At 38.7% G+C, this 23434-nt stretch carries 22 protein-coding genes and 2 tRNA genes; 9 read left to right on the forward strand and 15 right to left on the reverse strand.

Annotation, left to right across the window (positions count from 1 at the left end; all coding sequences use genetic code 11):
- Positions 1-348 precede the first annotated feature (348 nt).
- From AWV75_RS12420 to AWV75_RS12450, 7 genes are all read right to left on the reverse strand, one after another.
- Complete coding sequence (locus AWV75_RS12420; protein ID WP_060874680.1) at positions 349-1131, reverse strand: ABC-2 transporter permease; 783 nt, start codon at positions 1129-1131, stop codon at positions 349-351.
- Position 1132: 1 nt separating this feature from the next.
- Positions 1133-1831 (reverse strand): ABC transporter ATP-binding protein, encoded by a 699-nt coding sequence (locus AWV75_RS12425; RefSeq protein ID WP_060874681.1) that lies wholly within the window; start codon positions 1829-1831, stop codon positions 1133-1135.
- Positions 1815-3068 (reverse strand): nitrous oxide reductase family maturation protein NosD, encoded by a 1254-nt coding sequence (locus AWV75_RS12430; RefSeq protein WP_060874682.1) that lies wholly within the window; start codon positions 3066-3068, stop codon positions 1815-1817. Before AWV75_RS12430 ends, AWV75_RS12425 begins: the two co-directional genes overlap by 17 nt.
- Positions 3069-3096: 28 nt before the next feature.
- Positions 3097-3534, reverse strand: coding sequence for a nitrous oxide reductase accessory protein NosL (locus tag AWV75_RS12435; protein ID WP_060874683.1), 438 nt, complete (start codon positions 3532-3534; stop codon positions 3097-3099).
- Complete coding sequence (locus AWV75_RS12440; protein WP_060874684.1) at positions 3531-4145, reverse strand: hypothetical protein; 615 nt, start codon at positions 4143-4145, stop codon at positions 3531-3533. Before AWV75_RS12440 ends, AWV75_RS12435 begins: the two co-directional genes overlap by 4 nt.
- Before the next feature lie 79 nt (positions 4146-4224).
- Entirely contained in the window at positions 4225-6183 is a 1959-nt protein-coding gene (nosZ, locus tag AWV75_RS12445) for a Sec-dependent nitrous-oxide reductase (RefSeq protein WP_060874685.1), read from the reverse strand.
- Positions 6184-6200: 17 nt separating this feature from the next.
- A complete protein-coding gene (locus AWV75_RS12450) occupies positions 6201-6725 on the reverse strand; it encodes a c-type cytochrome (protein ID WP_060874686.1) in 525 nt (174 codons plus the stop codon).
- A 294-nt stretch (positions 6726-7019) separates the two neighbouring features.
- On the opposite strand from AWV75_RS12450, the gene AWV75_RS12455 reads away from it, so the two are divergent.
- The 5 genes from AWV75_RS12455 (at position 7020) to AWV75_RS12475 (ending at position 12270) form a co-directional block, all read left to right on the forward strand.
- Positions 7020-8189 carry a PDZ domain-containing protein gene (locus AWV75_RS12455; protein ID WP_060874687.1) on the forward strand — a complete coding sequence of 390 codons (1170 nt, stop codon included), beginning with the start codon at positions 7020-7022 and terminating at the stop codon, positions 8187-8189.
- A gap of 256 nt (positions 8190-8445) precedes the next feature.
- On the forward strand, positions 8446-10578 hold the full coding sequence (locus tag AWV75_RS12460; protein WP_060874688.1) for a cbb3-type cytochrome c oxidase subunit I: 2133 nt from the start codon (positions 8446-8448) through the stop codon (positions 10576-10578).
- A gap of 9 nt (positions 10579-10587) precedes the next feature.
- Positions 10588-11604, forward strand: a complete 1017-nt coding sequence (locus AWV75_RS12465; protein WP_060874689.1) for a cbb3-type cytochrome c oxidase subunit II — start codon at positions 10588-10590, stop codon at positions 11602-11604.
- Positions 11601-11888, forward strand: a complete 288-nt coding sequence (locus AWV75_RS12470) for a hypothetical protein (RefSeq protein ID WP_060874690.1) — start codon at positions 11601-11603, stop codon at positions 11886-11888. Before AWV75_RS12465 ends, AWV75_RS12470 begins: the two co-directional genes overlap by 4 nt.
- Complete coding sequence (locus AWV75_RS12475; RefSeq protein ID WP_060874691.1) at positions 11872-12270, forward strand: hypothetical protein; 399 nt, start codon at positions 11872-11874, stop codon at positions 12268-12270. Before AWV75_RS12470 ends, AWV75_RS12475 begins: the two co-directional genes overlap by 17 nt.
- Positions 12271-12610: 340 nt before the next feature.
- Here AWV75_RS12475 and AWV75_RS12480 read toward each other — a convergent pair whose 3' ends face one another.
- Positions 12611-12841 (reverse strand): hypothetical protein, encoded by a 231-nt coding sequence (locus AWV75_RS12480; RefSeq protein WP_060874692.1) that lies wholly within the window; start codon positions 12839-12841, stop codon positions 12611-12613.
- Between the two features lie 816 nt (positions 12842-13657).
- Here AWV75_RS12480 and AWV75_RS18740 point away from each other — a divergent pair.
- The 3 genes from AWV75_RS18740 (at position 13658) to AWV75_RS12485 (ending at position 14776) form a co-directional block, all read left to right on the forward strand.
- Positions 13658-13727 (forward strand) — tRNA-Ala (locus AWV75_RS18740).
- Positions 13728-13838: 111 nt separating this feature from the next.
- Positions 13839-13908, forward strand: a tRNA-Ala gene (locus AWV75_RS18745).
- 205 nt (positions 13909-14113) lie between these two features.
- Complete coding sequence (locus tag AWV75_RS12485) at positions 14114-14776, forward strand: phosphatidylserine decarboxylase family protein (protein ID WP_060874693.1); 663 nt, start codon at positions 14114-14116, stop codon at positions 14774-14776.
- 3 nt (positions 14777-14779) lie between these two features.
- On the opposite strand, the gene pdxR is transcribed toward AWV75_RS12485, so the two are convergent.
- Both pdxR and AWV75_RS12495 read right to left on the reverse strand, forming a co-directional pair.
- Entirely contained in the window at positions 14780-16219 is a 1440-nt protein-coding gene (gene pdxR / locus AWV75_RS12490; protein WP_060874694.1) for a MocR-like pyridoxine biosynthesis transcription factor PdxR, read from the reverse strand.
- A 200-nt stretch (positions 16220-16419) separates the two neighbouring features.
- Positions 16420-17175, reverse strand: coding sequence for a DUF1697 domain-containing protein (locus tag AWV75_RS12495; protein WP_231738126.1), 756 nt, complete (start codon positions 17173-17175; stop codon positions 16420-16422).
- Between AWV75_RS12495 and AWV75_RS12500 the strand changes: the two genes are divergently transcribed.
- Complete coding sequence (locus AWV75_RS12500; RefSeq protein ID WP_060874696.1) at positions 17153-18058, forward strand: DUF6268 family outer membrane beta-barrel protein; 906 nt, start codon at positions 17153-17155, stop codon at positions 18056-18058. The two genes, AWV75_RS12495 and AWV75_RS12500, sit on opposite strands and share 23 nt — an antisense overlap.
- A 102-nt stretch (positions 18059-18160) precedes the next feature.
- On the opposite strand, the gene AWV75_RS12505 is transcribed toward AWV75_RS12500, so the two are convergent.
- The 5 genes from AWV75_RS12505 to AWV75_RS12525 all read right to left on the reverse strand — a co-directional run bounded on the left by AWV75_RS12505 (position 18161) and on the right by AWV75_RS12525 (position 23151).
- Entirely contained in the window at positions 18161-18901 is a 741-nt protein-coding gene (locus AWV75_RS12505; RefSeq protein WP_060874697.1) for a LytR/AlgR family response regulator transcription factor, read from the reverse strand.
- A complete protein-coding gene (locus AWV75_RS12510; protein WP_231738128.1) occupies positions 18888-19745 on the reverse strand; it encodes a sensor histidine kinase in 858 nt (285 codons plus the stop codon). Before AWV75_RS12510 ends, AWV75_RS12505 begins: the two co-directional genes overlap by 14 nt.
- A gap of 371 nt (positions 19746-20116) precedes the next feature.
- On the reverse strand, positions 20117-20695 hold the full coding sequence (locus AWV75_RS12515) for a porin family protein (protein ID WP_060874699.1): 579 nt from the start codon (positions 20693-20695) through the stop codon (positions 20117-20119).
- Between the two features lie 118 nt (positions 20696-20813).
- Positions 20814-22337 carry a phosphoethanolamine--lipid A transferase EptA gene (gene eptA / locus AWV75_RS12520; protein ID WP_060874700.1) on the reverse strand — a complete coding sequence of 508 codons (1524 nt, stop codon included), beginning with the start codon at positions 22335-22337 and terminating at the stop codon, positions 20814-20816.
- Positions 22324-23151, reverse strand: a complete 828-nt coding sequence (locus AWV75_RS12525) for a phosphatase PAP2 family protein (RefSeq protein WP_060874701.1) — start codon at positions 23149-23151, stop codon at positions 22324-22326. Before AWV75_RS12525 ends, eptA begins: the two co-directional genes overlap by 14 nt.
- Positions 23152-23434 lie beyond the last annotated feature (283 nt).

Genomic DNA, 23434 nt, shown 5'->3' on the forward strand with positions numbered 1-23434 from the left:
GCATCTGTTACTCAACGACTGTATTAGGTGAGCGCGTGATGCGACCCTTCGTTGCCTCAGGGCGACATACACTAGGGAGAAGAAGAAAGGGGGGAAGAGAGAATTCTTCTTTAATCGATAAATATCATCGCCACACCCTCTATTTCACTTATTTCATATTGGTTTTGGTGTTCGATGAATATATCTCACCTATTTCATATTGGTTTTAGTGTTCGATGAATCTACACTTCGTTCCGATTTTCACTGCTTTTCGATTTCATCGCCACCGCCTCACAAAAAAGCACCTCACCACCTCACCACCACACCTTCTCACCACCACACCTCAAAAACACCTCCAAAAAATCTCCCTTAAAAGTTTTTCTTCTTTCCAGTTACATAAATCAATAGAATAGGAAGTAAGGTCCACAGTGACAAGAGTAGAAAAGAAATAAGACTACCAGCACTACTGCCGAAGAATTTTTTAAATACAGCACCTGTATAGCCCAAGAGAGCAGAAATATCAAGTTTGAGTAGAATGAGAATACGCGATAAGTCGATGGGGTTGAGGATGGTGCCAAGTAAGGAAATATTCTCAAGAGGATAATCGCCAAAAACCAATAAGATACTCAAGAAAATACCATCGTAAATCACAGCTAAAAATAACCATAAGAGGATGGCAAGACCAAATCCTTTGATCTTATTTTCATTTCTCAACCCTAGGTTATAGGCTAGTGCACTAAAGATAAAAGTTAAGAAAGCACCAATACCTAATAGGGAGAGAAACTCAAAGATAATATCTGATTCAAAGAGACCATAGCACATAAATGGAATCCCTAACCCGATTAATAAACTCATCGATAAAGATAAGGCCACACCGAGGTATTGTCCAATAAAGATGGAGGATCGCTTAATGGGGAGTGCTAATAAAAGCTCTGTAAATTCTTTAGAGTCGTAGTAATACATGATTCCAAAAATGGTACTGATGAGCGGAACGAGTACAATAATGATATTCATTAAGGTAATAATGGCTTTGCCAATATCGTGATTCAAAAATAACAAGACGAATCCCAAGAGTAGGTAGAAGCCTAAATAGAAGTAACTCCATCTACTGCGCATTAAGTCGTAACAACTATATTTTAGAATTTTAAGCATATTAATCAATTAAAAGATTAGCAATAGCGTGTTCAAACGTATCTTGTTGGGTAGATTCTTTTAGCTGTTCGATAGTTCCCTTGAAGTATATTTTCCCTTCGAGAATAAAGATAATTTGATCGGATATCTCTTCCACAAAACTCATGATATGAGAAGTAACAAGAATCGTTTTTCCCTTTTGTTTTTCATTGAGAATGAGTTGTTTCAAGGTAATCATCGCTGCAGGATCAAGTCCAGTTGTGGGTTCGTCTAAAATTAAAATAGGATTGTCGAACATAAACGTCAACAAGAGATTTACCTTTTGTTTGGTTCCTCCAGATAGTTTATTGAGTTTCTTGTTCAGAAAAGGAGAGAGCTTAAATAGGTCAATCAACGGTTGATGATCTTTTCCTTTATCCTCTCTTAAATCCTTAATCATCTGAATGAGTTCTAGGACAGTAATGTTATTGGGAAAATTGGCAATTTGAGGTAAATAGTCGATATTCTTTCGATATTCCCATTGATTTGCAATGTTTTGTCCATTAATTTCAATGGTTCCTTGATCAGGATACACCATAGATAAAATACACTTGTTTAGCGTTGTCTTACCACTTCCATTTGGACCTAAAATAGCCAATACCCCTTGGCCAATGGTGAGATCAACCCCTTGAAGAACCTGGTTATCCGCAAATCTCTTATGTAAATTAGTTATCGTTATCATGTTGAATTTGTTTGATGAAAGGTTTGGCATCTACTAGATTATCAGGCGTAAATACAGGAGATACTTTTTCTGAGAAATCAATAATATCCACAAATAGACTACGGAGAAAAATAATCGCTTCAGGTGTCTTGTTGACAATGTAAGAAAAGAGCTTAATTGGACGATAGGGTACATCACCAATACCATCTTTATCTAAATCATACCCGGTGTAATTACTCCAATAATTAGAGTCAAAATTATTCTGGTTGAGTTGCCCTTGATAGAGTAAATCAAAAGAGTTATTTAAAAAATTATTGTGATTTACTATGTTCTGATAATTCGCTCCTCTCGAGTTTAAGGCCCATCCATTGCTGATAAAATCATTGTGGGTGTATTGTATGCGATTCGACCCTTCAATAGTAATAGCCGTAGTGTTATTTTGAAACACATTATAGCTGATTTCAGTGTCGTTGACCTCTTTTAATAGCACTCCATAAGCAGCAGACCCCCAATTGTCACTAAATAAATTATGACTCATCTTCATGGATTTAGAAAACATAATCGCTACACCAGCTCCATTGTTGGTATAAGAACAATTTGTGACTACATCATGGTTGGAAAACATAAAGTGCAACCCATAACGAACATTGTTTTTACTTATGTTGTTGTGTATGGTACAATAATTAGAAAACTCTAAGTAGATCCCATCTCTTACTCTTTCCACATAATTGTTTTTAATTTCGATATTGTTGCAGTACCACAGCTGAATCCCATTACCTGAATTAAATTCACTCTTGGCTTTGCCGTAAATTTTGTTGGATACGACTTTACCCTCTTTTGATTTTTCAAGATAAATGCCAAAGAATAAATCTTTAATGGTATTGTTTTCAATGATAAAGTGCTTACTTTCTCGTACTCGGATGGCTGCATAATCTTTGATGTAACTCGTTCCAACATTGATAATCGTAAAATCTTTAATGGTTACATAATCGGCCTGGATGATAAAGATTTCTCCTTTGTTTTCTCCATCAACAATAGCATTTTTACTCAGTAGTGTGAGCGGTTTCGTAATGCGGATGTCGGTTTCTTTATACGTTCCTGCTTCTACAATGATGAGGTCATAATCTTCAGCCAATGCAATAGCCTTTTGTATGGTATTTACCGTTTTTTGTGGGTGAACGGTAATGGTTTTGGCAATTGTTCCCCATCCTTGTACAAGTAAAATAAGAGCACATGCAATTTTAAGTGTGTTTTTCATAGATGTAAGGGGTTATAGACGCGGTAGATTACGGATGAGACAATTGTTGACGAAGTGTAGCGAATGTATAGTGATCGCCAGTATATTCTTCAATTAGTTTAGTAGCTTGTTCTGGGGTTGTAGTCGCTGATAAAAAGACCCCCATCGGACTCGGAATATTTTTAGAGATGATGAAATTAGCATCCTCAGCTGGGATTAACACTCCAGGTTGGAGTAAATCGGCAACCAAAAGGTGCTGATATGCGGTGAGGGGTTTATTTTGCTGTTCAATATAGTGCAACATACATTCGATGGCATCGAATTTGTAATTTTTGCCTTTGGTGGTTACCAATTGAGCAGCGTGTTTATTATCTACAATTCCCATTTTACAAAAATCACAATTATCCGTGCCATATTCAATGGGTTGTACTTTTACGGTACAAGAAACAAAAAGTACAAGAAGAATAAGATAAGCGAATGGTTTCATATTACTTTTTTTTTAGATTTAGTTCCCAGCACAAAAGCCAGGAAGGTGAGTAACAATCCTAGTCCCATGAGGTAAGCACCGATATGAGGATAAGAATAAGCATCAAAATTTAGTATTTTGCGATGACCAAATAGGGGAGGTTCGTAGGTTAAGGGATTTCCTTGAGCATCAACCATCTTCATGATGGCATGTGGATCTAAATCACTTCCGTAGTCAATTAGCCAAAGGTTAAAATCATACATTCCTGCGATTCCTAAAACAGCCATAAGCAGTAGCCAAGCCAAAAAGAAGGAAGGTTTGACTTTATTGAAGTATCCTCCAATTCCCAAGGCAATACCGAGGATGGCCATGGAGGCCACTACAATTGGGAAAACGGTAAATTCCCACATCTGTTCTGGTTTAGGAATGGTTTTCATTCCAATATAATGATTCAAACCGTCAATGTTTTGAAGGTCAAATTCTCCTACACCCTTAATCCCATCAATATAAATATTCATTCCCAAAGGAATTGGATATTGTGGAGCTCCAAGTTCAATGTTCCAGAGCGGAAAATAGAATAAGGAGAGGAGTAAACTAGCCCCCACTATCATTAAAATAGAGGATTTTTTCATGTTTTTCTTTTTAAAAAGGACAGGGTTTTACGCCTGTCCTTTTGTGAATTAAGATTAAAAAGCGGCTTTGTATAACTTGTTATTCATCATCTAAAGACCAAGAAAGAGGAAGTGTTGAATCTGCAGGAGATACGCGGACATACCCTTGCATTTCTTGGTGTAAAGCCGAACAGAAATCCGTACAATAGAAAGGCCAAACTCCTACTTGTTTGGGTTCCCATACAAAGGTTTCGGTTTTTCCAGGTGTAACTAAGAGTTCCGTTGTATTAGCCCCTAACATGCTGATTCCATGCGGTACGTCAAAATCTTGCTCTAAGTTGGTCACGTGGAAGTAGACTTTATCTCCCACTTTAATTCCCTCTATATTATCCGGTGTAAAGTGACTGCGAATCATCGTCATGTAAATGTGTACTTCTTTTCCGTTTCGCGTTACTTTTGTTTCGGCTGGGGATTTCGCTGCATAGGGATGTTTGTTTTCATCGAGCTTATAAATCTGTCGAGCCTTATCCTTGATCTTGTCCGCTTTAATAGCGGCTGCATAGTGTGGTTCTCCAATCGTTGGGAAGTCAAGTAGTAATTCCATTTTATCGCCAGAAATATCATACAGCTGAGCCGAATGGTTTAAGTCTGGTCCTACAGGTAAATAACGGTCTTTGGTGATTTTATTCATCGCTACCAAGTATTTTCCATCTGGTTTTCTGGAGTTTCCGCCAGGAATCATCAAGTGTCCAACCGAGTAGAAGGTTGGTTTGCGGTCAATAATCTCCCAAGTGCCTAATTTCCATTTTACTACTTCCGAAGAAATGAAGAAGGTCGTATACGCATTTCCTTGCCCATCAAACTCCGTGTGTAAAGGACCTAATCCTGGTTGTTCGACTACACCAGCCAATACATCCTCAAATTTTAAAATAGGTAGCCCATAAGCCTCACCATCAAATTTCTTTTTCTCAATCGCATCCAACATTTTTGTAAAAGAGTGTACTGTTAGATTCGCTGAGAGTTTACCATTTCCGATGATGTATTCACCTGATGGGTCAACATCACATCCATGGGGTGATTTGGGTGTAGGTAATAAATACACCAAATCAGGAAATTCACTCGCATCTAAAATGAGCACTTCTTCCTTCATGGTATGGGTTGCCATATGTGTCGCATTGTCAAATTTATTATGTGCATATTTCACTGGCATCTTTTTTCCTTTTCCTGCTTTGATGTATTCTTCTGCTTTTTTCCAGTTGACTGCTGCAATAAAATCTTTGTCATTTTGTGAAGCATTCACCTCTAATAAACTATGAGCTTCTTCCGTATTATACGTCGTAAAGAAGAACCAACCATGGGATTTACCACGCCCAGGGTGTGATAAGTCATAGTTGAAACCAGGCATCTGAATTTGGAAAGACAAATCCATCTCTCCTGATTTTGGATCTACTTTAATGAAGGATAAGGATCCTTTAAAGTTTCCTTTGTACTCTTTAATTGGCATATCGCGTTGTGGAATAGGCACAGAGAAACGGGTTCCGGCCACTACATATTCGGTATTTTCCGTTACAAAAGAGGAGCTGTGATTTCCCGCACTATTGGGGATTTCAATAATTTCGGCTGTACTAAAATCTTCCAGATCGATACGAGCAATACGAGGGGTGTTATTTCCATTGATGAAAATCCAACGACCATCTAACTCTCCATTGGTTTGCGAAATATCAGGGTGATGGGAGTCATCCCACGGAATAAAACCATGAGAAGTCATCAACATGGGTTTTGTTTCTTCACTATAGCCATAGCCTTTTTCTGGATCTTGTGAGAATACAGGAATTACTTTAAACAGTCTTCCTGAAGGCAAACCATAGACCGATAATTGGCCGCTAAAACCCCCTGAAAAGAAACCATAGTATTCGTCGTATTCTCCAGGTGCTACATATACTTTTTCTGCTGCATTGGAGGATAGCGCTCCTTTGTTATTTTGCTTTGCTTTGTTGCAACTGACGAAGGACAGTCCAGCCAAGCAACTGACTAAAGTGAAAGTTATATACTTTTTCATACTTGATGGTATTAAGGTTACAGGGTTCTAAAATATTCCAATACAGCACGAGCCTCTTCTTCTGTAAGGTTTTGATTCGCCATAGGTGCACCATTGAATTCTTTCAGTAAATCTTGTGCTAGTGCATCGTTTTCAAGCATGTTCTCTGGGTTTAGAATCATATTCATCACCCATTCTGGCGTACGGCGTTCTAGAATACCTTTAGGCGCTGGTCCAATAAATTTTTTATCTGGTTTGTGACAAGCCGTACACATGGTTTTGAATACTTCTTGGCCTTTTGCTGCCATGGCTTGATCAATATCGCCTAACAGTAAAGTTTTAATTGGTCCTTTCCCTTTATTTACTAAGTCAATTCGTTCAGAAGCAGGTGCATTTGCGGCATCTGTGGGTGCTGAACTCGATGGGGTAGGAGTTGTCGTTTCTATTTTTCTTTCATTCGTTGTTACACTTTCTTCTGACATAGGTTTTGCCGATTTATCACCACATGATACGAGTGTTAAACAGCTTGCAAGTAGCATAAATGATAGCGCTTTTGATTTCATTTTGATATAGTTTAGATATTATTTTAACCCAAAGTTACCGCCTTCTTGCAGCTGTATTTTATGATTCAAATCACAATTTGCGAAATAAAGGAGTTTTATGTCCTTTTTTTAATGTAGTTGTCGTTTGCCTGAAGATAGGCGTTTGATTTGTCGGTTTTAGGTGTAGAGTAAACACGGATGTTTGTGTTTATTTTCTTTTATTGTATTTAAATTTATATTTTATGTTAATAAGGATGGATGTTTTTCTAAATTTGTTGCTTAGTTAATTAATTTTAGTAAAAAATGATTTAGGTTATGAGAAAACAATTATTTGTACTGTTTTTTGTGTTGATTCAAATACACGCAACGGCTCAAAAGGGAATATTCAAACGAGGTACAATTAGTCCAAGTGTTTATAAAGAACAACTTAGTTATAACATTGTAGATAAGTTCATTTATGTAACCGTTGAAATAAAGGGAAAGGAATATGTTTTTATGGTGGATACAGGAGCTCCTTCAACGATTAGAAAAGGAGTAGATGTTGAAGCTGTTTTTGTTGAAAGTCAGCCTATTATGGATGCTGTTCAAAATATACAGCAAGTAGAATATGTTGCTGTATCAGCAGTAAAAATAGGGAATTTAACGTTTGAAAATTTTGTGTTTATGCGGGAGGATTTGTCCGTGTTTGACGATTTGGGGATTGATGGCATTATTGGAGGTAATATAACAGCTAAGAGTGTATGGGATTTTGATCTATATCACAATACGATTACGATTTCAAGCCACTTAGACCAACAATTGAAGTCCGCCTCAAATTTTTCTCGTTTAAAAATAAAGAAAACGGATGTCGGAACTCCTATGGTAACCTTGACTTACTTTGATAAGATTAAAGAAAAGGGGATTTTTTTTGATACGGGGTACAATGGATTGTTTTATTTAAGTTCTAGGATGTTTGAAAAGGTAAAACCGTATGTTCCGTCTTATATTACAGGTGAAGGAGTATTGAGTATGAATGCCTTTGGAAGTAGCTCTGGAGAAACTGCACTTTTGCCCTTAACCATGAAAATGGGAAAACAATCGATTCCTACCTTTTTAGCTGATGTGGACGATGATGAGGAAAGTAATTTAGGGGTGGAATGGTTGTCTTACTATCGCGTAATTCTCCAAGGCAATGCACTTTATTTTTCTCCATATGCACAAAGAAAGTTCGAGACGAAATTTAGCGGAAAAGGAATTAAAACGGAGATAGAAAACGGAGAGCTTGTGGTTGTATTTGTTTGGCACAACTCACCAGCACACCAATACGGAATTCAGGTAGGGGACAAAATACAAGCAGTAAATGGACAAGTTGTAGACCAATTACCTTTACTAAAACAAAAAGAATTGAAAAAAGAAATACTGACTTCTCCTGAAATTACACTCGAAATTCATCGACTAAATAAGACCATTGTGCTAAAAGATGAGGTACTCTTAACATGGGAGTAATTTCAAAACATCGACTGTATTTTTACTAAAAATATAGTTTTACTGCCTAAGCGAAGCTTTTTATTTTTTCGATTTGACTAAAAAACTGGTCTAGCTAAGTTTGTTTCATCTGAACTATACTAATGGTTCAGATGTCTTTTACCTTTGACTCAAAATAAGGAAAACCCACTCATTTAATGAGCTGCACGACTCATTCGAGGAGGAATTATTTTACCTATTTAGTAGTCTTTGAAATAAACTGTAATACATACTTAGCATGAAAATTGTCTTTTTTACAGACGGTCTCGCTCCGCTTAGCACTTCTTTTTTTGCACCTGCTATATCGGTTGAAACACCAGCGATGCAGCCGTTGTCTTTTGCGTTTAATGGAAGTAATACCGCGATTTTACTCCTCCTTGTGATGGCTCTAGTGATGGTCGTTGCTTTTGGTTTTTTATATGTTGAAGCAAAACAGCTCGTGCAAACATATCAGGAGAGGAAAGCCATGCAGTTGAACCTAGAAAAGCAACCGCTTGCGTGCTTAAAATCTAATCAGCTACAACAATTACTTGATTTCCTACGAGTAAAAAAACACCTTATTGCGTTGGTTTTGGGGTTCTTTGTTCAAATGCCGCTTTGGGCCCAAACCTCAATGAAGTTAGAGGATCGCCCGCTTTTAAAAGAACCTGGTATTTGGATTATCCTTGTATTGATTGCTATTCCTATTATTTTAGGGGCTTGGATGATGGCGGTTCAGGTGTATCACGTCATTAAAAGTCAACGGCAAAAGGTACAAAAGCAAGAGGTAGATCATTTGGTACATTATTTCGAGCATTTATCGGAAGAAGATCTTGAAGTGTTTATGCAGCGAAAAGAGGCCTTGGATTATACGCTTTCAAATCAAAAATTATCAGGGGAGCAAGAGGCCCTAGATCAGAAAGGACTGATTAGTATTCAGGGAGGTGATGATGTACCTGTTGTAGCGGCAAAGCAGAAAAATGAAAAGAACCTTGATATCGATCCCAAGCATGCTCAAATAATACTGTGGTTTTTGGGTACAGCAAGTTTTTGGCTCCTATTGGGAACGACAGTAGGGGAGTATTTAGGTATTAAGTTTGTCGCGCCAGATATCGATCAAACCAGCTGGTTGAGTTTCGGTCGTTTGCGTCCTGTACATACCAATGCCGTATTTTGGGGTTGGTCTTCTTTGGGCATGATTGGTTTAGGCTACTATATTGTCCCTCGTGTAAGTAATACGGCATTGGCGAGTTACAAATGGGCGTGGTATTCGCTTATTTTGATTAATGCTTCGGTGTTGATTGGTTCCCTTAGTTTAATGGCAGGCATCAACAATGGAGGTGGTGAGTATCGCGAGTACATTTGGCCAATTATGTTGCTCTTTGCATTGGGGTTGTATTTTACCTTGCGCAACTACCTCAAGACGATCGCACAGCGTAAAACAGCAGCAATTTATATTTCAAATTGGTATATTGTCGCTGCCGTTATTTTTATTACGATTGTTGCGTTAGTGGGATATCTTCCCTATTGGCAAGATGGATTGGGTGAAACCATTGTACAAGGCTACTATATGCATCAAGCAGTAGGTATGTGGTTTATGTTATTTACCTTGGGCATCGTCTATTATTTCGTGCCTCAACAGCTCAATAAACCCATTTATTCCTATAGTTTGGGAATCTTAGCCTTTTGGACCCAAATTCTATTTTACACCCTTATTGGCACCCATCACTTTGTGTTTAGTGCGATTCCGTGGTGGTTGCAAACGGTGGCTATTGTGGCCAGCGTAGGGATGGTTATTCCCGTAGTTGCAGGAACAACAAACTTCATCATGACCTTTAGTGGCGCTTGGCATAAGATAAAGGATAGTTATACCGTGCCTTTCTTTGTGGTGGGAATCATCTTTTACTTTACGGGGTCACTGCAAGGAACGGCAGAGTCTTTTCGCTTTACAAACTTATTGTGGCACTTTACGGATTTTACGGTTGCGCATTCGCATTTAACCATGTACGGCATTATTGCCTTTTTACTTTGGGGGGGAATTTACGCATTAGTCCCTCAGATAACGGGAAAAGAAGCCCCACAAATAACCATAGGAGCCCATTTTTGGTTAGCCCTTATTGGGTTGCTCTTTTATTCAATTCCTTTGATGTATGGCGGAACGCTACGCGGAATCTTGTGGATGGGCGATGCGCCTTTTATTGAAAGTGTAAAGCTTATGATGCCGTATTGGTTATGGCGCGCCATTGGTGGAAGCCTGATGTGGATCTCTCATTTGTTTTTCGCTTTTAATTTTTACAGCATGACCCGATCGTTACAGCTTAAGGAGAAGGACATTGCAGATATCGCACTTGCAAGGCTACAAGATCAAATCAAGTCTAGTACAAACGCTTAATTTTTAGTTATGGATATTTTTAACAATCATAAAAAATTATACCTCGTTGCCAGTGTATTATTTGGAGTATTAACGCTGTTTGTTGCCATTCTACCTGCTTTGGACAATCAATCGAGCATTCAACCTCTTCCTGATGCAGTGCCTTTAAGTGAAGCCGCAGTACGCGGTAAAAAAGTATTTATTGCCAATGGATGTGTAGCTTGTCACAGTCAGCAAGTACGAAATGTAGAAATGGATCGCAAATGGGGAAGTAGACCATCTATGGCTGCAGATTATGCTGGAAATAAGCGAATCGATGCCTGGATCAATACTGCTACCTTGATGGGAACAGAACGCACAGGTCCCGATTTAACAGATATAGGCACGCGACAACCTAGTAGTGATTGGCATCTCGTACATCTTTTTAATCCGCGTATTGTAGTCAAAGAATCTATTATGCCTGCGTATCCTTTTTTGTTCCAATACAAGCACAATCCTGCTGATACTGATGTTGTCGTTAGCATACCAGAAGGTTATATAAAACAAGGAAAAGGACAAGTGGTTGCGCGTCAGGAGGCTTTAGATTTAGTAGCGTATTTGCGTGAATTGAAACAAGCCAAATTACCAGAAGCAGCTGTAGCACCAGAATTCCTGTATCCCTTAAAGGAAAAAACGACGCTTCAAGCAGAAGGAGGAACAGGGGATACAGGCGTAGACGGGAAGAACCTCTACGCAACGAATTGTGCTTCTTGTCATCAGAGTAATGGAGAAGGATTAGCAGGTGCTTTTCCACCGTTGAAGAACAGTCCCATTGTCCTAGCAGATAACGTGCAACTCTTTGTGGATATTATTATGAACGGATATGATGCTAGAGGAGAATATGGAGTCATGCCAGCAGTGGGAACAAACCTCAACTGGACCGCAAACGAGGTAACAGCTATTGTCAATTATGAGCGAAATAATTGGGGCAATCAAGCACCTTTGGTCACCGTAGAGGAAGTAAAAGAAATTATGGATTACATTAACGAAATGAAAGCAAAGCAATGAAAGTAAAACAAAATATTATCGTTGGATTACTCAGTTTCTTCACTACAAGCACGCTGATGGCTTGTCCCGTTTGTGAACGCAATCAACCCAAGGTATTAAAGGGTATTGTACATGGTGCTGGTCCCGATAGCCAATGGGATTATTTCATCATTACAGCTGTTGCAGTAATCGTAGTTTTGACGTTGTTTTTTTCAGTTAAATGGCTGATTAAACCAGGAGAAAGGAATGATAATCACATTAAAAGAACTGTTTTAAATGGGCTGAATCATGGAACAAAAAAGTAAAGTTTACCTCTTCCTCGATGAGGAACCTCAACCTATCGCGGTTTTAGAAACGCCAATTACCTTTGCATTAGATACGCATAAGTTGATTGATGGGGATCATCTTCTGACCCTTGTCAGTAAAGATTATACCGGAAAAGAAGGAATTCGCAAGATTCCCTTCACCGTTAGAAATGGACCTGCTATAGCCGTGGAAGGCATTAAAGAAGATGCTGTCGTTGATGGTATTGTCGATATTATGGTCAATGCCTATGGAAAAGGAGATCCCAAAACGTTTTTGGTGACGGGCAGTGAAACACCGCAAAGTATTCCGTATTGGGTGTGGATTACCATAATTGTCGTTGTCGCTTGGGGCATTTATTATATGGTGCGGTATTTTGGATAAGAGGTTAAGGGTATGGGTTGCATGAAACTGTCCACCGTCCACCGTCCACTGTTCACCGTTCACCGTTCACCATTCCCTGACTCTTGTTCGGGTTTCGTTTGGGTCACCTTCGGTAAAATGGGCTTTAACCCACGTAAACCCAAGGATGACCCGAACAACTACAGAACAAACCCCTAGGGGTGTTTTTGTTCAGTTTTGATAATCAGCTTGTTGTATTTTTTAAAATAACCAAAAAAGGCATAAGAAAGGAAAAAAAGGAGTAAAAGAGGAAACTTTACGGGATACGTATTGCCGAAATAAAAAAAACGCTAGGAGTGGTACTCTTAGCGTTTTTTGTGTTCTACTTTAAATCAGCAATAGAAGCTCCAAAGTTGATGTGTAACACATGGCCATTTGGTAAAACTAAAGCGGGAACCGATTGTACTCCAAGGCGTTCTGCTTCTAATACCTTTTCTTGCTCTTCTCCTAAGTGAATAATTTCAATAGGGTGATCAGCAATTAAGTGTAATAAATCCTGCTCTGCGCTCACGCAAACGGGACAACCTGCGTGATAAAAAACTACTTTTTTCATTTTACATCGTGTTAAATGGATTATGCAATATTGTACAGTAAAAGTAGTACCCTTTGAAGGGATTGTAGTGGTACAGTATTGAAATTGGAAGACTGGTCCAGGGGGGATTTGTAAGGTGTTTTTGGGTGAGGTGGTGAGGTGCTTTTTTGGGGTGAGATGGTGAGGCGGTGAGAGGGTGTGAAGATGATATTTATCGATTAAAGAAGGAATTCTGTTTTAATTGAAAATTTACCTCTCTCCCTTTTCCCATTTCTTCTCTCCAATTGATTTGTGAGGTTCTCTCACCGTCTCACCTCCTCATCGCCTCGTAATCTACGCTCTGTATGTCACCTCGACGAAGGAGGGGTCGCATCCGTTACTCATTAGTGCTTTGTTTTTTGTGAGAGGCTTTTTTGTGAGGTGGTGAGATAGTGCCCTCGTAATCTACGTTCTGTCTGTCACCCCGACGAAGGAGAGGTCGCATCCCGCGCTTCTCTTCTCTTGTTGTGAGTAACAAGCCTTGATTGACAGATGCGATGCTTCCTTCGTTAGCATGACATACGGAGTGTTGACGTGCTGTATGGATTAACTGTAAAGCGCAGTAGTAGTATTCCATGCTGTCCTTCATTTTTAGGACAAATCACAACCCGTCCCTGGACCACCTATAAAATCATAATTCTGTATCATTTTAGTCCTCCAGAGAGGCTGTATGTTTGTATCAGCAAAGAGATTGGTAGGCAGTTTACGGTTGACAGTTGACAGTTAACTGTGCACCGTACACCGTCAACCGTAAACTGTACACTGTACACCATCAACTGTACACCGTACACCAAAAATGGTTCCGTGGCTGAGTGGTAGGCCTGGTTACGCAATAACCAGTAGGTTGGTTCGAATCCAACCGGAACCTCAAGTTAGTTTACGGTGTACGGTTAACTGTTAACTGTTAACTGTTAACCGTACACCGTAAACTGTACACCGTAAACTGTACACCGTAAACTGTACACCGTACACCAAAAATGGTTCCGTGGCTGAGTGGTAGGCCTGGTTACGCAATAACCAGTAGGTTGGTTCGAATCCAACCGGAACCTCAAGTTAGTTGACGGTTTATGGTTAACAGTTAACAGTTAACTGTAAACCGTAAACTGTACACCGTCAACCATTAACTGTGCACCGTCAACGATCATCTTTAGTTTTTTACATCCTTCATGTCATCTGCTGTTTTGTTTCAACTCGCTGTCATTTCGGTTGACTGCAGCAGGTACTTGGAGGGACACACTTTTAAATATCAATTTCATGAAATTACACCGAGAAGGAAAAGGTCCTATTACTTTTGCTAGTTGCCTATTTTTATTGTGCAATGGCTTAGCGTTTGTTTTACTGAGTACAAGGTTGTGGTATGTACAAGGGTTTATTTTACTCTTAACGTCTGTTTTATTGGGTTTGGTACTTTTCTTCTTTCGAATTCCGAAACGAGTATTGATTCAAGGTGATTCCTGTATTCAAGCGCCTTGTGATGGTACTGTAGTGGTGATTGAAGAAGTAGAACCCGATGAGTATTTCAGTGAAAAGCGCTTGCAAATTTCCGTTTTTATGAGTGTGCTTAATGTACATGTCAATTTAAACCCCATTGAAGGAGAAGTCGTGTATAGTTGTTACCATAAAGGAAAAAACTTGGTGGCTTGGCATCCAAAATCCTCTACTGAAAATGAACGTCATAGTGTTGTTTACAAGCATGCAAATGGCAAAGAAGTGCTAGCAAAACAAATTGCGGGTGCTTTGGCTAATCGCATTGTTAACTATTTGCGTTTGGGTGAACGAGCAATGCAAACGCAAGAGATGGGGTTTATTAAGTTTGGTTCACGGGTGGATCTACTCTTGCCTTTGGATTGTACGGTAAAGGTACAATTGGGGGAGAAAGTACAGGGAGGAATCACAACCTTAGCACAATGGAAATAGAACTTACGGTTCGAATTCTTGCAGGCATTCACTGATTAGGCGAACTCCTTTTTCAAGTTCTTGAGTAGAAAGCGTACCAAAACTTAAGCGCAATCCATCCGCCGTAGTGAGAGGAGCATAGTAGCCATTCGGATTGACTAATTGAACGCCTTTTGCTGCCAAACGCTGAATGAATAAGGGATAATCAATAGGATAGAGGGGTTTAATCCAAAAGGCTAATCCACCATCTGGAATGGTAAACGTTACCCGATTGGCCAAATATTGTTGAATGAGCTGACGCGTAAAGTCTCTTTTCTCTTTGTATAAACTGGTCGCTTTTTTAATATGTTTTTTGATCATGCCGTCTTCAATTAGTTGAAGTACGGCTTGTTCCATGATACGATCTCCTTGAATATCAATGATCTTCCTCAATTGTGTGATCTTATCAATCAAGCTGTTGTGACTTGTCACTAAGAAACCGACGCGAAGTGCTGGAGCAACAACCTTGCTTAAGGTGCCAATGTAAACGTAATTTTCAAGTTCGGGATAGCTACACAGAGGCAATACAGGTCTGTAGGTATAGTGAAACTCATTGTCATAATCATCTTCAATAACTGTGATATTGTATTGATTGGCCAATTGAATAATCTCAAGGCGTCGTTGTAAACTCAGCGTTACGGTTGTTGGAAATTGGTGATGCGGAGTGAGATAAATGGCTTTAATCGCTGGATTTTGTTGCAGTTTTTCTCTTAGGGTTGTTACGCAAATACCTTCTGCATCAACAGGAATGGGAACTAATGTAGCCCCTGCATGTTCAAAGGCTTGCCAAGCCGATTGATAGCCAGGATTTTCCACTACAATGGCGTCTCCTTTTTGAAGTAAACATTGTGCAATTAAGTAAATAGCCATCTGACCACCACGGGTGATACATACACAATCTTCTTTTACCTGCATGCCTCGTTGATGGTTGAGCATATGAGCAATGTGTTGAATGAATCTCGGATCACCTAACGCATTGCCATACCCCATCATTTGCCATTTTGCATTTCTATTGAAAATCTGTCTATAGGCGCGTGCTAATTCTTTGACAGGTACAATCTTACTGTCAGGATAACCATTGTCAAAAACAAGAGGCGCAGGATGCTGTAGTTCAGAAGCCGAGAGGGGAACTGAAGGAGTTTTACTTTTTACAGGTCTAGATTGTGGTATTGTTTGAGCAATATAGATGCCCTTGCGTTCTACAGATATCAACCATTCTTCATCCAATAATACACTAAGTGCTTTGACAATCGTATTGCGGTTGACATTCAACATTTCTGCTAAGGTGCGTGTGCTTGGTAGAATATTTCCTTTTTGAAGCCTGCCTTGTTGGATTGCATCAATAATAGCATCTGCTATTTGCAAATAGATGGGTTTGTCAGCCGTTTGATCCAAGCGAATTTCTAATTTCCAAAGCCTTTTCATATGGACTATGTAATAGTGTTGATTAAACAAGAGTAAGTAGACCAAATATAAACAATATAACGGTAGGGACCAATGCTTATTTCGTCTTTATCACTGTTGGCGTAACTACATATAGAGGAATGTATATCGGTTGTATACAACAAGCTAAAGAAGAGTGAAAAAGGAAGAGAATGCTGGATGAAAAATACGGGTATTACAGTTCAGTTCAGTGTTGCTGCTAGTTTAAGTAATGTCAAACAGGTTTTATAATTGCGAGTAGTAGCCACGATACCTAGTTTTTGTTCCAGTAAAGCATTGGTAATTTTGGTTTTACCATACCCATTTGCAGCCACAAAATAGGCTGCTGAATCCGTAAGGACTAGATGTTCTTCGGGTGCTTTTTTACTTAATAAGGTGGTTAATTCTAGCTCTGCTGCGGGTTTGGCATTAAAAAAGGTAATGTATAGCTGTGCTTGTTCCTCTGGATGCTTAAAAGGACAGTGGTCAAGGATGGTTTGAAAGGTAACAAGCGGCAGCGTAATAACAGCAACAATTAACCCCAATTGTTCTGTTATGGCCTGTTCTATACGGGAGGTGATTTGATCCGCATCGGTTTCTTCCGATTGAAAAATGACATTGCCACTTTGAATATAGGTTTGTACTTGGGTAAATCCTAAATGGTGGAGGAGTTGTTTTAAAACCTCCATGGTAATTTTGTTCTTACCGCTTACATTAATAGCGCGAAGTAAAGCAATATAGGTCGTCATAAGGTTGGGATTGAACACTTGATTACACAAAGATAGTAGATTCCTCTTATTTTGGTGTCTAGCGGAGGCTCTTTGTTGGAGTAGCTTGTGTTTGTAACGATACCATTCATCAAATAAAATAAACCAATGGTCAAAGAGATTCGTTCTGTTGGAGGATTTGGAATTGATTTGCACAAAAATCAAAGAAATGAAGATACGTTTAGTTGCCATTTGTTGTGTGTTCCTTTTGGGGATGTTAACAATGCAGTCACAAGAAAAAATGATTGGAGAATTTAAGGTTGATTATGTGCCTTTTTCCAACTATGTACGCCCGATAGACAGTGTGAAAACACCTGCGAAAACAGATTTTAGAAGAGCAGAAGTATACCTTGAAATCCCCTTATCTATGGAGATAGATAAGCGTGGAAAACCGCGTACTTGGTCTATTGTTGCACAAGGAGCCTATGCTAAAATGCAGCATAAATTATATGAGGAAGAGCTGTTTCCGACCGAATTATTAAATGCACAAATTGGAGTCAAACACTTTCGTTCTATTAGTGATTCTTGGTCCCTTTTAGTGATGGGAACCGTTGGTTTATATACGGATATGGAAGTGATTAATAGTCAGGCTATTTTGGGACAGGGAGGTGTGTTTTTCATCAAGCATTTCAATAAGAAAGTAGCCCTAGGAGTAGGGCCTGTTTTGACGAATAGCTTTGGTGTACCTATGGTTTTACCAGGGATTTATTTTAATTGGGAAACGTATGGTGATTTCTATGTACGCGTCGCTTTCCCTCAAGGAGCAGAAGTAGGTTATAAGGCTACTTCCATTTTGGATGTAAAGCTAGCTGTTGACTTACAAGGGATGACTGCTGTGATTAAACAAGACGACAAAAATATGCTATTGGGGTTTCAACAGATTGTTGCAGGTTTACGACCTGAATTTAAGTTTAATGACAATCTAACTTTATCTTTAACAGCAGGTAGTTCACTTGTTCGTTCATTTTCGTATAATGAGCGCAAGATTAAAAATATTTTTAAAGAGAAAAAAGAAGCCGATCCAAGATTCACGACGACGTTTTACGGTGCCGTTAAATTAAAGTGGGCCCTCTAGGAACGAGTGAAATTCGCCTTAACCTTCGTCTTCTAAGAAGACAAGGGGCGTACAGGTGATAGCGTAAATAAAAAAAGAGACGATGCAACATCGTCTCTTTTTTTATTTACTCAATAACTTTTTATAGATGATTTCATTTAAGAGGGCTTCTTTACGCAAACGTGCGATGGGTAAAGAAGTACCTTGAATGAGAACTTTATTTCCGGAAATAGAACTCATGTGGTTGATGTTAATTAAATACGATTTGTGTATGCGAAAAAAGTGTTCTTTGGGTAATAAATCCTCTAATGCAACTATAGTTTGATGGATGATATAACTTTTTTGAGGGGTGTGAATGCGGACGTAATTCTGCATACCCTCGATGTAGAGGATGGTCTCCCATTGAATTTTGACAAAGCTATCCTCATACTTGATGTACATGGAACCATCAGAGGAGCTTAGTTCTGTTTTCTGTTGATGTTTTAGTTCATACCACTCTTTAGCTTTCAAGGCAGCTTGATAAAAGCGTTTGAAGGCGATGGGTTTTAGTAGGTAATCTACAATCTGTAAGCGATAGCCTTCTAAAGCATGTTCGGAATAGGCCGTTGTAAAAATAACCATGGGGGGGTGACTAATGGCTTCTAAGAAATCAATACCAGATAAATAAGGCATATTGATATCGAGAAAGAGCAAATCAAATTTATCTTGACTCATTAATTCTTGGGCTTCTAATGCAGACCCACAAGAAGCCGTTGCAGTTAAAAAGTCTACTTGAGCAATAAAATCCACAATGGCTCTTCTCGCTAGTGGTTCATCATCAATGACGAGGCATTTCAGCTGGAGTGTATTTTTATCTGTTGTCATGGTTTAAATCAATTTGGAGCACTAAAGTAAAGGTATCTTCTTTTTCTTCTAATTGAAACGTATGGGCATCAGGATATTGTATTTTCAATCGTTCCGTTATATTGAGAATTCCAATACCACCTTGCTGTTTTTCTCGTTTGTACTTGTCATTATAAGAATTTTCAATGGCTAAGGTTAGTTTTCCCTGTTCTTCTTTGCAGTCTATATGAACATACCCTTGTTGATGGGGTAATCGAGAGACGTGTTTGAAAGCGTTTTCTACTAGGGGAACCAGTAGTAAAGGAGCAATTTGCAATTGTTTCGTTTCTATTTTCCAAACACATTGAACGCTTAATTCCTCTTGCCATCGGATTTCTTCAATGGCTACTAAATCTTGTAGATATTGAATTTCTTGATGTAAGAAAACATGCTGTTGGTTGCATTCATAGAGTTGATAGCGCAGAATATCGGAGAATTTAAGCAGTACGGTTGATGCTAATTCTACGTTGTTTTGCATGAGGATGTGAATGTGATTGAGGATGTTGAACATCAAATGCGGGTTGATTTGATCCTGTAGTATTTTAATTTGAGCCTCTAAGTGTTCTTGTTTTAATTTGGCGTTGACTTGTTCAATTTTATGGTGCTCTTCATAGAAGCGTATTCCACAGGTAGTGGTTACAATCGCCATGGCAGAAGGAAGGGAACTAAATAATTTATGGATAAAAAATTGTTGCCAGGTCGTGGCATCTGCATCACGAAGTACAGCTGTATCGTTAATGTAGTATGGAAAGAAAGTAAAGAGAATGGAAACAAGTGCATCCAATAAAAGAACACCCAAAAAGAAAAGCAAGATAAAGCGTTTCATTTTTCCCTCTTTTAAGGCCTTAGGCAATGCAATATCACTTAAATAATGGGCGACGGTGATAAAGCAAAACATAACGGTAAAGCAATGTAAAAGCCAAAAAAAAGGACGGTTATTGATATGTATATAGGGCCATACCGAAAGAGCAAGGATAGACCAAAATAAAATAAAAAAGAGACGTTTGTGCTTGGATATATTGATCGTTGGATGCATGAATCAGTTAAATTTGAACTACAAAGGTAAATAAATGACAATCATTTCATTGTGGCTATTTTTTTTTGACGATTGGTCGTTGTTATTTGACTACTGGTATACTAAAGTCAGGAATATAAAAAAAGCACAGGAAAATTTGATGACCTGTGCTTGGTGATAGGTTATAAGAAGTAATAACTAAGTCCTACTTGAACGTGGTTGGATTTGGAATTAAAATCTTTCGCTAGGTTGTTTAAACTGCGTGCATAAACCAAATCAAAACTGAAATTACCCAAACTAATTCCAGCACCTACCTGTGCTTTGATATTGTTTTTATTCCAACGGCCATCGATTGCTTCTATATTGTCGCGGAAACTCAGTTTATCATCAATCACTTGGCTGTATACTCCACCCGCCATGACGTGTATTTTCATTGCTTTTAAGTGGAGCAAATCATAACCGACTGCAAGGGGCAAGTCAATACTTTTCCATTTCGCTTGTTTAATTGCAGCATTATCTAAGGTAGATTTGGATTCGCTGTATAGAAGGTCTGCTTGAAAGAACAGTCGATCAAGGTGATATCTTGTGGTCAATCCTCCAGAAAACCCCAAGGCATTTGATGTACTTAAATTACTTAGATTTCCCTTAATATTACTGTGGTTGGTATTCACTTTTATTCCAATTTGAATCGGACTTTGTGCTTGAACGGTTGTACTGCCAATGGCCAATAAAAGGCCTAAACTAAAAATTGTTGCTTTCATGTTAAAAATTTAAATTCGTGAGGCAAATAACTTTCGGTTTAGGCAGTTGAGCAATTATCTTTGACCAAAGGAAATGATGCTTTGACTAGCAGTAGTTCCGCTTAGGGCAATGGAGTGGTTAAGGAGTGAAAATATTGAGTTCTTCGTTGTAAATGGGACTTTCAACACTCAAAAAGTGAAGCACACTGTGAAAAACATGGTGTTGAGATAGCATGCGATTCGGTTTGAGGTTTTGGTTCTTGTCAGACACCCAGACGAGGAACGGGATTTCATACTGTTCTTTAGGGGCAAAACTCATGGGTAAGCCGTGCATATACACCTTATTTTCTCCTAGTGATTCTCCGTGATCCGAAACAAACAGTAACGTACTTTTAAACTCTTGTAGCGTTTTGAGGTCTTCAATAATTCGATGCAAGAGATAATCGGTATAGACAATCGTATTATCATAGGCATTGATGAGTTCTTCCTGGGAACAGTTGGCGAGCTCTACACTTTGGCAAACGGGACTGAAGTGTTCAAATGCTGGTGGATATTTTGTATTGTATGTTGGGCCATGACTAGTACTTGTATGTAATACAACGAGTATTTTGCTTTTTGTACTAGCTAGAATATCTTCTTTGAGGTTGGTCAGGAGTATTTCATCATAACCACAGTTTTCTGCTGCGCAATTTTGGCGTAATATTTCCTTAGTTTGATAGTTTGCAATGTGTACTGGAGGTTCTCCCCAATTGGTCGTTTTCCAAATGACATCAACCTGATTGCGGTATAAATAATTGGGTAAGATCTCATATAAATCGCTGGTCTCTTTGTGTTCCAAAATACTCTTTACCCCAGCAGTTGTATAGGTGGCGGAGGACTGTGCATCGAAGTGATAGAGTTGTTTAGTTTGGGAAAGGAGCGGATTGGTGTTTTTTGTATAACCATAGAGGGAGAAATTCTGTTTTCTTGCTGATTCCCCTATCACTAATACGACAATGGATTTTTCTGTGTTGGCAATGGTCGCATCGGGTAATTGAATTTCTTTTTTATTCTTTTGGGCTTGATGAACATAGAATAGTGCTGTATTAACGGTATAAGACCAAGGCATAGCTAAGCCTCCCAATTGCTTGGAGTGCTTGTCAATCCACAGTAAGCTAGTAGCATTCATCAATACTAAGAGAATGAGAGCTAGGAGTGAAGCTCCGCTGGTAAGGAGAAAGGTTTTTAGCCGGTCTTGAACTAGCTTTACTTGATAGACCAGTATACTAGGCAGTATGCCTAAAAACAGAAAATAGCCCACTAATTTAATGGAGAAAAAGCTACTGGATTCTTCATAATTTGTATTCAATATATTGCCAATCATACTTTCGTCTATAATGACACCATACGTATGGATAAAGTATAAGGCTAGCGCATTAAGCGCAAAGAATAAACTCAAGAGTCCTTTTCCTAACCAATGAGCAAGAGAAAGGAAGAGGTAAAAGGCGAAAAAATTAGCCAGGATCATGAGTAGAAATAGGCTGCATAGTAAGGTAAGTCGGTGAATTCCTTTGGATTCAATCTGTTGAAATACAAATTGAAAAAAGGGAAGATGGTATAGCCCCGTATTGACTATACTCATCCAAAAGGCGAATGTTCGCGTTTGATATTTATTTTTGAACATAGCGTTGTGTCATTTTATAGAGAGAAAATAGTAAGCTGAGTAACGCACAATAATAAATAAATAAGTTTTCACTTTGTATGCGAAAGAGCAAAATAATACAGCAGATAAGGAAAATACCTAGGAATACGGGATAATATTTTTTGTGGTAAATCCAAGGCCATAAAGCATAGCGTTGACTGATATAGGTTCCCAATACCCCTGAAGTATATCCTACTATACATCCAACTAGTACATCCAAGGGATAATGAGCACCTACGGCAACACGTGTAAAGGCAAAAAGCAATCCCAATACAATCATTACAATAAAGTAGGGGATTTTATACTTTTTATTTTGTGGACTCAGTGCAAATAGTAAAACCGTCAATACAGTAAATACCGTTATTGCATGTCCTGAGGGAAAGCTCGTCGATCCTGATAATTTTTCTCCAATAATGTTGAATGTTGTGTAATCAAAGGCTTTTGCAGGTCTTGGAATTGCAAATATCTCCTTGGCTAATACAGCAAAGATAAAGGAAATCAGCGAACTCGTCAGGAGCGCTTCCCATAGCTTAGGCGTGTACAAAATAAATAGAGTTAAAAAAGACAACAAGATCAAGGCATCTCCAAATTGGGTGAGGTTAGCCAAAGTTTCGGGCGCTTGTTGTACATAGTGATTGATGAAGTAAAACCAATCTTTTTGAATAAAAATATAGCCGTGGACCGATAGACAATCAAGACTATAGAGCACAAGTGCAATTTTTAACAAGAGTGCCAAAGGCAGTAAAAAAAAGACAACTGTAGGTTTTGAATAATGGGTATGAATCAACTTGTTCATGTATAGAAATTAACTAGTTTGCAAAAGGGAAGTAAAAAGGAAAGAGGTCAATCGCTATTGTGGGAGTTGTATCTTCCTTTTCTCGGTGCAAAATAGTTGTGCTTGAGTGTCTTATCAAAAAATAAGGATGAACATAAACGGAATTGTGATGTACTGCATTGGACCATAGATAAACAGCAAGTGAAGGACATAAAAAAAGGAACCCCTAGGGGCTCCTTTTTGACCAATGCGTCTACATTAAGCATTATGGATGAAGAGATCTCGTAAAAAATTCGACTGCATT

The sequence above is a fragment of the Myroides odoratus genome, assembly GCF_001549985.1.
GTDB classification, from domain to species: domain Bacteria; phylum Bacteroidota; class Bacteroidia; order Flavobacteriales; family Flavobacteriaceae; genus Flavobacterium; species Flavobacterium odoratum_A.